This window comes from Affinundibacterium amnicola (genome assembly GCF_014284275.1).
In the GTDB taxonomy this organism is placed as follows: Bacteria; Pseudomonadota; Gammaproteobacteria; order Burkholderiales; family Burkholderiaceae_D; genus Undibacterium; species Undibacterium amnicola.
Genome location: NZ_JACOFU010000005.1, coordinates 289,977 through 303,280, shown reverse-complemented (window position 1 = coordinate 303,280; position 13,304 = coordinate 289,977). Strand labels below are relative to the sequence as shown.

10 protein-coding genes are annotated in these 13,304 nt (G+C 46.9%); 3 read left to right on the top strand and 7 right to left on the bottom strand.

What is annotated here, in order from left to right; all coding sequences use genetic code 11:
* Window positions 1-70: 70 nt before the first annotated feature.
* Window positions 71-382, bottom strand: a complete 312-nt coding sequence (locus tag H8K33_RS13770) for a hypothetical protein (protein ID WP_186891609.1) — start codon at window positions 380-382, stop codon at window positions 71-73.
* A 277-nt stretch (window positions 383-659) separates the two neighbouring features.
* On the opposite strand from H8K33_RS13770, the gene H8K33_RS13765 reads away from it, so the two are divergent.
* Entirely contained in the window at window positions 660-2,225 is a 1,566-nt protein-coding gene (locus H8K33_RS13765; protein WP_186891608.1) for a B12-binding domain-containing radical SAM protein, read from the top strand.
* A gap of 237 nt (window positions 2,226-2,462) precedes the next feature.
* A complete protein-coding gene (locus tag H8K33_RS13760; RefSeq protein ID WP_186891607.1) occupies window positions 2,463-5,465 on the top strand; it encodes a bifunctional diguanylate cyclase/phosphodiesterase in 3,003 nt (1,000 codons plus the stop codon).
* Window positions 5,466-5,467: 2 nt separating this feature from the next.
* Here the strand turns inward: H8K33_RS13760 and H8K33_RS13755 are convergent, their stop codons facing one another.
* The 6 genes from H8K33_RS13755 to H8K33_RS13730 all read right to left on the bottom strand — a co-directional run bounded on the left by H8K33_RS13755 (window position 5,468) and on the right by H8K33_RS13730 (window position 10,888).
* The gene (locus tag H8K33_RS13755) at window positions 5,468-6,790 is read right to left on the bottom strand and encodes a glycosyltransferase (RefSeq protein WP_186891606.1); all 1,323 of its coding nucleotides are present in this window, start codon (window positions 6,788-6,790) and stop codon (window positions 5,468-5,470) included.
* 47 nt (window positions 6,791-6,837) lie between these two features.
* Window positions 6,838-7,347, bottom strand: coding sequence for an EexN family lipoprotein (locus H8K33_RS13750; RefSeq protein ID WP_186891605.1), 510 nt, complete (start codon window positions 7,345-7,347; stop codon window positions 6,838-6,840).
* 99 nt (window positions 7,348-7,446) lie between these two features.
* Window positions 7,447-7,932 (bottom strand): asparaginase domain-containing protein, encoded by a 486-nt coding sequence (locus tag H8K33_RS13745; RefSeq protein WP_186891604.1) that lies wholly within the window; start codon window positions 7,930-7,932, stop codon window positions 7,447-7,449.
* 76 nt (window positions 7,933-8,008) lie between these two features.
* Window positions 8,009-10,117 (bottom strand): WD40 repeat domain-containing protein, encoded by a 2,109-nt coding sequence (locus tag H8K33_RS13740; RefSeq protein ID WP_186891603.1) that lies wholly within the window; start codon window positions 10,115-10,117, stop codon window positions 8,009-8,011.
* A 70-nt stretch (window positions 10,118-10,187) separates the two neighbouring features.
* Window positions 10,188-10,394: a VF530 family protein gene (locus H8K33_RS13735; protein WP_222613421.1), complete on the bottom strand. Its 207-nt coding sequence runs from the start codon at window positions 10,392-10,394 to the stop codon at window positions 10,188-10,190.
* An 8-nt stretch (window positions 10,395-10,402) separates the two neighbouring features.
* Window positions 10,403-10,888, bottom strand: coding sequence for an FKBP-type peptidyl-prolyl cis-trans isomerase (locus tag H8K33_RS13730; RefSeq protein ID WP_186891602.1), 486 nt, complete (start codon window positions 10,886-10,888; stop codon window positions 10,403-10,405).
* 350 nt (window positions 10,889-11,238) lie between these two features.
* On the opposite strand from H8K33_RS13730, the gene H8K33_RS13725 reads away from it, so the two are divergent.
* Window positions 11,239-12,930: a S41 family peptidase gene (locus H8K33_RS13725; RefSeq protein ID WP_186891601.1), complete on the top strand. Its 1,692-nt coding sequence runs from the start codon at window positions 11,239-11,241 to the stop codon at window positions 12,928-12,930.
* Window positions 12,931-13,304: the final 374 nt, after the last annotated feature.

Sequence of the window (13,304 nt, the reverse complement as noted above, 5' to 3'; positions counted from 1 at the left end):
TACATTAGCACTTATATGCAAACACGATACAAACAAGACACACTCTTGAGTGAGCATCACGCTTCATAGATTAACCCTTCGTGATTGCTTTGTTTTTTGCAGCTGATTGCCACGCACGATCTTGTGCATCCATTGCCAGTTTTTGTTCAGGCGTTAAACGCTTAGCGCTGATAATCACGGTTTGCATGCCAGTCGATTGCAAATCAAATGCTAACTTTTCTTCTGGGCTCATACGCTTTGCCGCCACGGTCACTTGTTGCATTGTTTGTTTGCCTGCTACGACTTGTTTAGTTTGATTTGTTTGAAATGCATTTGCTGCGCTAACCACAACAACTGCTGAAACAACCGCTACGATCGCTTTATGGGTGAATGTCGATTTCATTTTATTTCTCCTTCAAAGTAGTTGATTTGGGTTTTAACTCGTCTCGACCTGTGTCGATGGTTGAACTATAGCGATAGCACTTTTTACTTACCATCGACTTGCGACGAAATGCAAAAACACGGGGATAAAGACACAAAATGTGCTGGCGAAAATACTTTATCAGCATGAAATCTGAAGAATTGGTCCAGCGGCACGCGAGAAGCGGCTTGCCAGCGTACAATGACGCTTTTCGGCAATCGCAACACCATCGATTCCCTGCATCACACCTTCTATTTTTATGACTATCCTGCTCTCCACCCTCAATGCCCGCTACGCCCACGCCTCTATGGGGTTGCGTTATCTGTACGCAAATATGGGAGAGTTACAGTCACAAACCCACTTACAAGAATTCGTGATCGGGGCAAAAACCACCGATTTATTAGAACGCTTATTAAGCTGGCAACGTGCCGATGAAAAATTGATCATCGGGTTCGGCGTGTATATTTGGAATGTCGAAGAAACCACGCGTTTAGTCGCGCTAATCAAACGCGTCGCGCCGGAAGTGATCATCGTGCTAGGCGGGCCAGAAGTCTCGTATGAGACGCAAGAACAAGCCATCGTCGGCTTAGCAGATTATGTGATCACTGGCTGGGGTGATATCAGCTTCGCCGCGCTATGCCAACAAATTCTGAACGGCCCCAAGCCATTAATGAAAATTCACGCAGGCGTGCAAGCCAAGCTCGATGAATTGCAATTGCCTTACGACTATTACACAGATAAAGATATACAAACCCGCACCTTGTATGTCGAAGCATCGCGCGGTTGTCCATTTAAATGTGAATTTTGCTTGTCCGCTTTAGATAAAACTGCCTGGCCATTTGACATCGACCGCTTCTTGGCCGAAATGGAAAAATTGCATGCTCGCGGCGCTCGCTTGTTTAAGTTCGTTGATCGCACCTTTAATCTGAATATCAAAACCAGTTTAAAGATTATGCAATTTTTCCTCGACAAGCTAGAAGCGAATCCCGATGATCCGGTGTTTGCCCACTTTGAAGTGGTGCCAGATCATTTACCTGATGCACTTAAAGCAGGAATACAAAAATTCCCTGATGGCAGTTTGCAATTTGAAATTGGTATCCAGAGCTTTAATCCCGAAGTGCAAAGCCGTATCAGCCGCAAACAAGACAACGCCAAGGCTGCAGAAAATATTCAATGGTTGTGCCAACATTCCAAAGCCCATTTACACGTCGATTTGATTGCTGGTCTGCCTGGTGAAACCGTCGCTAGTTTTGCCTCTGGCTTCAATCAATTGTATGCACTAGGACCACATGAAATCCAATTTGGCATCTTAAAACGCCTGCGCGGTACACCTATCATTCGCCACACCGAAGATTTCGGTATGCGCTTTGATCCTTATCCGCCCTACACAATTTTAGCGAACAAAGATGTGCCGTTTGCAGAAATGCAAAAACTGGTACGCTTCGCCCGCTATTGGGATCTAGTCGCCAACTCCGGTCGCTTTAGCCATACTTTACCGGTGATTCTGGGCGATGCGCCGTTCGAAAATTTCATGGCATTGTCTGACTGGATTTACGCCAAAACCGATGCCACGCATAAAATCGCTCTGGATCGCTTAGCCAATTTAGTCACCCAATGGTTGTGTCAAGAACGTGGTATGCCGCAACAGGAAGTCTTAACCATGATCGGTAAAGATTACGCTGGTGACGCGAAGCATAAGCAAAGTCCTGAAATCTTGCGGGCGGAAAATTTAGCAGATAAGTCTGCACAAAAGTCAGCAGCGACGACTTTAGTCGCTGAAAACAAAGCCAGACCAAAGCGTCAGAGTCGACATTTGCATAACTAATAATCGACATCGTATCGATAAGATGTCTATTTTTCATGTTTGGGTGTGTATTGGTATTGCATTAGGATCACATTAGGGCTGTATAGAACCTGAATTGACATCTAACAAAACAACAACATCAAAAAACTGTTTTTCGATCATCGTCGTCAATTGACAATAATTTGCTTTGAAGAATGTTTTTTGAAGACAGTTTCGCGCATAATGCAGAGGTTATTCTAAGTTCAATAAACTCGCATAATGCCGCCACAAGTTTTTCTTAATCAAGAAAGCCCGCTGAGCCGACTCAACTTCGGCTTCCGTTTGCTGTTGATTTTTGCCTCGTACTTTTTGGCGGGCGGCGCCAGTCTGAATTTTCCGTTTATGACACCGAACCTGATCTTGGTTTGGCTGCCCAGTGGAATTGCCTTAGCCGCGCTCTTAGGATGGGGCTACGCAATGGCTATTCCCATCTTCTTCGCATCACTCAGTCTGAACTTAATCAGTGGTGTTTCACCGTATGGCGCTGCCGTGATGGCGTTCGGAAGTACCTTGGCACCAGTCTCAGTTACTTGGTATCTGAACTATAAGAATTTCTCTATTCATTTTCCACATCGTGATGACGTCATTCGGTTCTGCTTAGGCAGCGCAGTCGGCATGATGATATCCGCCAGCCTTGGCTGTCTGATGCTTTGGCACGCCGGTACTTTTGAGCAACCTAGATTTGCATGGATTAGTTGGTGGGCGGGTGATATGGTCGGTATTCTATTGACTGCACCTGTCCTGTTTGCCTTACATCGTGGTGGCATCAGAACCAAGCTGATTTATGAAGAATCCCTGATATTCATTTGTTTTTTTGCGATATCTCACTGGCTAATTTTTCTATCCCCAAGTAGTCCCTTGCAATTAACTTTTGTTGCGATGGTGGTAATGATCTGGGCCGCTGTCCGTCTTGGTAATTTGTTCACGGCATTGACAGTCCTTAGCTCAAGTGCCTTCGCGGCAATCGCGACTTATTTAGGGCGTGGCCCATTCCAATCGCTAGACTCCACAGAAAGCTCGGTGGTGATCTGGCTATACATGGGCACCATGTCGATCACAGCCTTACTGATCAACGCTTTGCAAGCAGAACGCATAGCTGCAACCAATGAGTTGCAAGATTCTTTTGAACGCATCAGCAAAGTGGCTTCCCGGCTCCCCGGCATCATCATGCAGTACCGTATTCACCGCGATTACACCACCTCGGTTCTTTATGCCAGCGATGCAGTCGAAACCATGTTCGAAATCAGCGCGCAAGAAATTCGTCTGAATGCCTCCGTTCTGGTAACGCGAATCGATCCAGCTGACAAGAAAACCTTTCTGGAAAATCACGAGTACGCGACCAAACATTTAAGCCCCTATCAAATGGAGTTCCGCTATCACCGCGTAGACGGCAGCGTACGCTGGCTTTACTTGGACGCGCTACCAGAACTAGAAACGGCGGAAGGCAGTACCTTATGGCATTGCTTTATTAGTGACATCACTGACAGGAAAACCGCAGAACAAGATTTGCGCATCGCTGCGATTACGTTCGAATCACAAGAAGGTATCTTCGTCACCGACAGCCAATGGCAAGTGCTAAGAGTTAACCAAGCATATTCGCGCATCACTGGTTTTGATGCACGGGAACTGATTGGCAAACCCCTGCCCATGCTAGTCAATCAACAACAAGATGAAGCGTTTTTTGAAAAGATTTATCAAGCCCTAGACCAACATCGTTTTTGGCAGGGCGAACTATGGGCAGAAAAGAAAAATGGCGAATCGTTTCCGCAATTGATCACGCTCACCGCGATTTCCAACGACATCGGCATGATTACCAACTACATCGGTTCATTCACCGATATCAGTCGTCACAAAGGCTATGAAGATGAAATCTTGAATTTAGCATTTTATGATCCGCTGACCCATCTTCCAAACCGTCGTTTGTTGATGGACCGATTGCAGCATCTGATCGCGATTAATCAACGCGATGACGCACACAGTGCGATTTTATTCATCGACTTAGATAATTTCAAAACCTTAAATGATACGCGGGGACATGACGCCGGCGATTTGCTATTGATTGAAGCTGCACAACGATTGCAAACCTGTGTGCGTGAGAGCGATACCGTAGCGCGTCTTGGTGGTGATGAATTTGTCGTCGTATTGGAAGCGCTCAGTCACGACCGGAACGATGCCGCAATACAAGCCGACCGCATCGCCGAAAAAATTCGTTTACTCTTAAACGAACCGTATCAAATTACCGACTTCATCCATCATGGCGCAGGCAGTATTGGTGTGTGCTTGTTCCAAGGTGGCGATGTCACCGTCAAAGATCTATTTAAACGCGCTGATACCGCCATGTACGAAGCCAAGACATCTGGGCGCAATGCAGTACGCTTCTTCGACCCCGCGATGCAAGCGGTACTGGTGGTGAAGATGATGTTGGAGTCGAATCTGCGAGTGGCTTTGGCCTTAGAACAATTTCAGTTGTATTACCAGATTCAAGTCGATGCGGACGGCAATGTGATTGGTGCCGAAGCCTTATTGCGTTGGATACATCCTGATCGCGGCTTTATCTCTCCGCTAGAATTTATTCCCGTGGCTGAGCAAACCGGCTTGATTATTCCTATCGGCACTTGGGTGTTAGAAACCGCCTGTAATCAATTGAAGAAATGGGGCAGAAATCCTAAGACTGCGCATTTAAGCTTGGCGGTGAATGTCAGCGCCAAGCAATTCCAGCAAAGTAATTTTGTCGAAACCGTGACTGAAATTGTACGTCTGCACAATATCAATCCAACTCGTTTAAAAATCGAGCTGACAGAAAGTACGATTCTCGATAACGTCGATGCGACAACTGAAAAAATGCAGCAATTGAAAAAGCTGGGCATCGCTTTTTCTATGGATGATTTCGGCACCGGTTATTCTTCACTGGCCTATTTGCAAAAGCTACCGTTAAATCAATTGAAAATTGATCAGTCTTTTGTACGCGACCTGAATGATGATGAAAACGATGCGACCATTGTGCGTGCGATTATTTCTCTGGGCTTAAACCTGGGCTTAGATGTGATTGCTGAAGGTGTCGAAACTGTCGCGCAAAGGCGCTTCCTGATTGACCATAACTGCCTAACCTTCCAAGGTTATTTGTACTCGAAGCCTATTCCTATCGAAGGTTTAGATGCCTTGCTAGCAGGCGATTCTAGCGATCATCAGTTTTTATTAACGGCACCAGATCCCGACGAATAAATTCATTGTGTTATCTGTGTTGTCTGCGTTATCTGTGTAATGCCCTGATTCTTTAGTTGTATCCACTGCGACATATACTGCGTACTTTTCATGCTGTGATGTCGTAACATGGCACCAGTAAAATTTTGTAGACGTCGCGTCGCCTGTTGTTCACGCGCTTGTAGGATCGCAGCGATAAAATTCTGTGATGCTAAGGTGCGATCGAAATGCTGTTGCAAAATCTGCTGCCCACGCTGCTGCGCTAATTGCCATTGCGCTTCATCAGTTGCCAACATCATCGCCGCACCCACAAAATCCTCTAACTGATCGGCAATCACACCGCCCCAAGCCATGTCGCCGTGCATAGATTCCGCACCTATCGTAGTCGTCACACTAGGCGTACCACAGGCCATCGCATCGGCGAGCTTGCCTTTGATGCCAGCACCAAACCGTAAAGGCGCTAAACACACGCGTGCTGCTGCCATCACTTGATGCGCATGTTCCGCCCAGCCTCGCACATGAAAGCCTTGCTCGGGCTGATGCAAGGCCATCGCTTTCGGCGGCGGATACGAACCATAGATGTGAATTTGTGCATCCGGCATCTTTGCACGCAAACGTGGCCACACCGCCTGCTTCAAATACAAGACTGCATCCCAGTTCGGCGCATGTCGAAAATTACCGATACTGACAAAATGCTGACGCTGATGAAAATCCGTTTGTACTTGTGGCGCGGGCATTAACATCAGATTGTTTTCGCACAACAAATACTTTGGCACTGCAAACGCATCATGCAGCAATGCCGTTTCGACACCAGAAATCATCAAACTTAGATCACAACGATAAATTGCGGCGATTTCTCGCTGTGCGACATCGTTCTGACACATCTGTTGATAAACAAGTGAAGCGTCGCTTGCTGCTTGCAAGATCAACTGCCGTTCGCGTTCATTATGGCAGGCTTGCAAGCGCTGTTTCAAGATTTGCTGGCGCGCTTCGCGTAAGCTATGTAAATCACAGGTATCTAAAACACGCAGTGCATTTGGTACTTGACGTTCGACTCGCCAAGCAAATTGTTCTTCAGTAAAGAAGCGGTCAAACACCACCAGATCGGGTTGATAGTCACGCACAAAGGCATCGAAACTATCGCAGTTCAACGTCAATTGTTTTTCTTCAATTTGCAAGGCCGACAGATCGGCACGATGCGGAGATAAAGCAGCAGCGGAAGCAAATATGACTTGCCAGTTTTGCTGGCGAAACAAGCGCAAGAATTCCATCGTTCTGCTACCGGCCGCGGACGAATTAGGTTCTGGCCAGACGTAGCCGAGATATAAAACTTTTTGAATTGTCATGCTTTGGAGTTTTGAAAAACCGGTTTCGAAAAAACCCGTTGGCCGGATTACTCTTCAGGCCAAATCGACAGCACGATTTGTTCAACATCGTTAGGGTCACCGACTTTTTTCTTGGCGGCTATCCAGTCTTTAGGTTCTGGAATTGCCTTGGTGGTATGTTTAGGCGTATCAATCGCCATCTTGATCGCGAATACTACAATCCCACTATCGACATCGAAAGGGCGCATTTTCTTAATCGCCTCGACAATTTCGTAATCATAGTATTCGTGTAAAGCGGGTTCCATGTCCAACCATACCGCCACTTCTTGATCAGATCGCACCGCGACTACCACATAGCCATTGCCCGGTGTTGTCTGTCCCTTTTGCATCGCGTTAGCGACTTGGGTCTGTAGAGTACGCGTATATTGAGATAACTGTTCCAAATTAATTTTCCTCTTTTGCAAGTCCTCTTCGGTTTGGAAGAAATACACCGAGTCGAAACGCACCTGGACATTTTTTTGACAGCCAGCAAGCATAAACAAGCTGCAGCAGAGAAACATGGCGAGTAAGCGTTTCATCAGTGGCTTCTAGAAAAAATTTAATTGATTAATAGGACTTTCGCAAAATTGCGCTAGGTGAACACAAGGACGCCGCCATCTGTTTTGCGTAAGACCTCATTAGTTGGGAACAAAAACGCCTACACTACGATCTTTTTTCACATTATCCCAAGCAAAAACCTGACCATTCATGGCGACATACACACCTGCGGGCATCAACTGTGCTGCGGCACAAGCAAATCCAAGATTAAAAAATGCATCGGAATTAGTCACGCCATAAGGAATCATCGCGCCTGTAAAGATAATCACTTTATCAAGCTTAGCGGCACCTAGGACATGGGCGGTCTCACGCATGGTGTCAGTACCATGAATAATCACGATCGCTTTTTCTGGCGATTTTTCACAGGATTCCAAAATCTCTTTACGGTCTTGATCAACCATATCCAAAGAATCAATCAAAGGACGCACTTCCAATTCCACCGGCACGGTCAAACGCGCACGTTTCAATACCTCTGGTAAATGACTTTCGTGAAAAGTCAGCTTACCTGCCAATTCATCATAATGTTTATCAAATGTGCCACCAGTGGCGATGATGCGGAGTGTCATACTAATTCCTTTTTTACTGCAATTAAAATGCTAAGTTGAAGTGGTGTTAAGAGTATGGGCGAAGGGTCATGCGCTGTCAATTTGCCGATGTACGTAAAATTCTGACGATACCGTCCATAGGTAAGGTGTATAAGGTTTTTCCGTCAGCTGAAAAGCGTGCTGCATAGACGGGAGATTCGTAACTTAAACTAAACACCAGAGTGGCATTTTTCGCATCCCAAAGTTTGACGGTCTGATCGGCGGAAGCGCTCACCACACGTTGACCATCGGGACTAAAGGCGATGCCAAAAATTCCTTCATCGTGCGCTAGTATCTTTTGCGGCTTCGCTTTCCCTGTCAGCGGCATGAAGCTAATACTTTTGTCATGCGACGCTGCTACCAAGCTTTGTTGATCCGGACTAAAACTGAGTGCAGCGATGCTAGCTTGATGTAGATGAAAACGGTGCAAGAGTTTGCCATTGCTCGCATCCCAGATTTTGACACTACCATCGCTGCCGCCAGTGGCGAAATAACGTTCTTGCGCACTCATGGCAGTGCTGCTGACATTTTTTTCGTGCGCTAATTGGAACAACACCTTACCGCTGTCGATATCCCACAGCTTGGCAGCACCAGATTGCGAAGCGGCAAAAACGCGCTTGCCATCACGACTCAAATCAACGGCAATTAATTGCTGGCCTTTGATTTGCTCCAGATTTTTATATTCTTGAAAGCTATGCGCGGTTCCAGTTCGTTGCCAAATTTTGAGCTTGCCATCATTACCAACGCTGGCGAGCCGATCTTGTTTCGCATTCACACTAACCGCATTGGCAGAACTTTGATGAGCCGTCCACTCTTGCACTATTTGATTTTTTTCTGTATCCCACACTTTAATACCGCCTTGCCAGGCAGCGGTATAGGCAAACTTGCCATCAGCCGATAGTGCGATGCCGTAAACACTGGCTGGGTGCTTCCAGCTCTGCACAGCTTGTTTATCAGCCTGCCAACTATCAGCATTCCAACGCTTCACTTCCGGCGCTCCAGCGCTCAACATAAATCGCGCCTGTGGATCAAAGCTAACGGCATTAACGCTCTTAGTGTGGGCTAGCAAAACCGCCTCTTCTGTGCCTTTACGTACATCCCAAACACGCAAGGTCTGATCGGTGGACGCTGACACTAAACGCTGTCCATCGGGACTAAAAGCGATACTGTTCACCCATTTACTATGCCCCCAACCGCGCCCACCTAAGGTATGCACGCGTTGCTGCGTGGCGATATCCCAAATGCGAATCCGGCCATCCTTGCCACCTGCCGCAAGTTGCTGGCTATCAGGGCTGAAACTAATACTCTGTACTGCTTTATATTGTTCATCGGCTTCAGAGACAAACAATTTCGGCGCTTGCCATTGTGCTCCTTGTACCGCTGCCGCTGCTTCTACGACGTCCCATACCGCGACTATCTTTTGCACCTCCCAGGAACCGACCGCCAAATATTTTCCATTCGGGCTAAAGGCAATACTGACTAAGGGTTTTTCGCCGTATTCGAGTTGCTGGATTAATGCACCGGTAACGACATCCCAGATTTCTACGATGCCCCACACACCACGCTCTGCACTACGATTCCAAGAGGCCGATGCTAACCAAGCACCATCGGGACTAAACGCAATTGCGGTGATGCCTTTTCCGGCACCTTGAAATTGCCTAAGTTCTTTACCGTCAGCGCTATTCCATAATTTCACCGTATGCTTAGAAAAAGCGGCTGCCAGCCAAGGCTGATGTGGATTAAATGCCACCGCTTGCGGCTGTAAAGCGGGATCAAGAAATTGCCAGCGCAAGGCACCACTGGCAAGCTCGCGCATTTGTACCGTTTTATCCGTCGCGACAATCGCCACCGTCAAACCATCAGGACTCACTTGCAGCGAACTCGCTGTCGCATCTTGTAAGCGAAGAATCGATTCGGCCTGTGACGATTGCCGCTGTAAGTAATGCCATTCCCAAGCACGATGAGCTGATGGCGCTTGCGCTAACCAGCGTTGCACCTCAGCAGTATCGTGATGACGCAAGGCATGATTGGCGGCCGCGATATGGGCGAGGTAGGATTGATACGAAGGCGAAAGAGTTGGCTTCGCCACATCTGCAGCGCTCGCACTCCCTCCCCATAAACTACAAAGCAAAATATAGCTGGAAACTTTGACAGAATGAACAGGCATATGGCCTCCGATTTGACCTCTGCAGACAGACTCTCGCTGACTACCACCGACTACGACTGACTACCACTGACTACAAATCGGGCAGGCTGATAAAAAGTTGTTCCACTTTCGCTCTTGCCCACGGTGTTTTGCGCAAAAATTTCAGACTCGATTTGATACTTGGATCATTGGAAAAACATTGAATCGCAATTCTCTGCGCCATCCCATCCCAGCCATACGCTTCAACCAATTCGGTCAAGATGGCTTCTAATGTCTTACCCTGTAAATTGCGCGCCATTGTCTTACTTATTTTTTGAGTGAAACGAGTTCAACTTCAAAAACCAAATGCGTGTTTGGCGGGATATTGCCAGAGCCTTGCGTGCTATATCCCAGATAGGCTGGAATCATCAAAGTACGTTTGCCACCGACCTTCATTCCCAATAAGCCCATGTCCCAACCACGAATCACTTGTTTGGCGCCCACCATCACTTGCAAAGGTGTGCCACTGTCGCGCGAAGTGTCGAACTGCGCACCACGCAAGTTCCAAGCTTTGTGATTGTAGAGCCAGCCGGTGTAATGCACTTCAACGGTGGCGCCATTCACCACTTCATCGCCAGTGCCTATCACCGTGTCAGTAATACCAAGTTTAGTCAGGTGTAAGGGTGCAGGTGTTGTAGTTTGTGGCGCACTCGCAGCCGTTGCATCAGCACTTGCTGTCGCGCTGCTCTGAGCAAACGCTGAATTGGTCAAAATACCGAACAGTGCCAACAATAAAGAAGAAGCAAGTTTCATAAAGCGATCCAGATCAAAATAAATAACAAAGTAATAGCCCGCATGATAATCGAAAATTTGGCAAAACTAGTCGAAATTTCATTGCAGCATTCTGCAATCACATGCATGGCTGAAAATTACTGAGAATGTTATCTTTTTACTTTCGTATCTGGCACGACTTGATTACACTAGGGCATATGCAAATCGCGCTGGCTAGCACCTGCCCTAGCATACTTAAATCGAAGGCTTGAGCAGAAGCCTGTGCAATTGCACGACAAGATGAACTCAACAACGCCAGCATCTGCTTTGCGCGGGTTCTATACTCTTTGACCTGTCTAATTTTTTCTAGCAACTTAAAAAGGATCACACGTATGCGAGCGTTTCGTAAAACCTTGATTGTCAGCACAATTTGCAGCATGTTCTGCTTGAATCCAGTCTTTACGATGACGAGTTATGCACAAGATGTAAAGGCTTCGTCCAGCACAGAAATTGACCTGACACAATTAGAAAGAAACGCGCAAACCGCCTTAGCACAAAAACAGTATCCAAGCGCAGCCAAGCTATTTGAACAACTTGCCATCGCAGCACCGCTGGTGGGCGGCCACGCTTATAACGCGGCTTGCGCGCACGCGTTAGGTGGCAACACGGATTTCGCATTTACCTGGCTCCATCGCGCTATCGAAGCGGGATTTCTTGATGTTGAACATAGCCAACAAGACAGTGACTTGAGTAGTTTGCGTCAAGATCCGCGTTGGAATAAAACGATGGACGCCATGCAAAAACGTGCAGAGTTTTTAGGTCGCTTATGGAATTCCACATCTTGGAAAACACCTTACAAAGAAAACCTCAGCGAAAATGAAAAGATCGCCGGTCTATCTAAGTTCTGGTCAGAGGTGAAATATAACTTCATCTTTACTAACACCTTACGCGAACTTGACTGGGATGCAGTTTATCAAAGTTATCTAACAAAAGTTCGCGCCACCAAAAGCACGCTTGAATACTATAAATTGCTGATGGAAATGTGTGCTCTACTCAAAGATGGGCACACCAATGTCTATGCACCAAAAGAGCTTTACCAGTCTGAACTCACAGTCGCTAAATTTCGCACACGCCTGATCGAAGGACGTGTATTTGTCACGCAGGTCGGTGATCCACAATTGATCAAACAAGGTTTGGTGCCCGGCGCGGAAATTCTCAAAGTCAATCAACGCGATGTGCATGACTATGCGCGCCGCGAGCTTGCACCATATGCTAGTGCATCCACGCCGCAAGATCTGGAAACGCGCATTTATTCTTATGAATTTTTGCTAGGTTCAAGTAAACAAAAACCCCTATTAGAGATTCGTGATGTCCAAGGAAAACTGCATCAAATCAAAGTAGAACGCGTCAGTTTTAAAGAACGAAACAAAGTCTTATCTGGCCAGCCTGCATTCACTTGGCGCATGCTGCCAGAGAATATCGCCTACGTCGCTTTAAACAGTTTTAATGACGACACCGCAGCAATCGAATATGTCAAAGCCTTTCCAGAAATCAGTAAGGCAAAAGCCATCATTTTTGACGTGCGTGACAACGGTGGTGGCAATGGTAGTGTGGGGTTTACAATCCTCAGCACACTCGTCAATAAAAACTTCGCCACCAGCGCTGCAGCAACGCGCGATTACAAGCCTAGTCTGCGCGCTTGGGGTAATCCCGAAACCTTGCACCACTTCCCTCAATCACTGGAACAAGCAGACCTACAGCGACAATTTTCTGGCAAAGTGGTGGTGCTAACGTCTGCCAGGACTTACTCAGCGGCTGAAGATTTTACTTTGGCATTCGATCTGATGCAAAGAGGAAAAGTTATCGGCGAAGCGACCGGTGGTAGCACCGGCCAACCACTATTTTTCGATCTGCCCGGCGGTGGAACTGCGCGTGTCTGTACCAAGCTTGACAGTTACCCAGATGGCAAAGCCTTTGTCGGCGTTGGGATTCAACCGCATCACCTAGTGCGCCCGACGATCGCAGATTTTCATGCAGGTAGAGATACCGTTTTAGCCAAAGCTGTCGACTTTTTAAAGGAATAAAATACCTTAACAACGGGGCTTGGCTTCTGCAATTTCAGCGACATAAAAACTAGCTAAGCAAGCAGCCAACAGTGGCTGCGATGGCTGCGATAAACAACACAATAGTCAAATCCATACTAAGCTGATTGACATCTAAGCCTGCCACGGCAGATACTTTTTTAGAGAGCACACAAAACGAAAGCGAATCCAGTTGATAGCGACAGCGCCCAGAGTCAAACCCAAACTCAGCGCTTTAGCATTCCAAACATCTTGACATGTTCAGGTACATCAACAATTGCAAGAGCAATCGCATGATCGATTGAAAAGACCAGCTTATGTCATCAATGGCACCTGCCAGAAAAGATAATGCGCTATGTTGAACCTACTGTAAACTG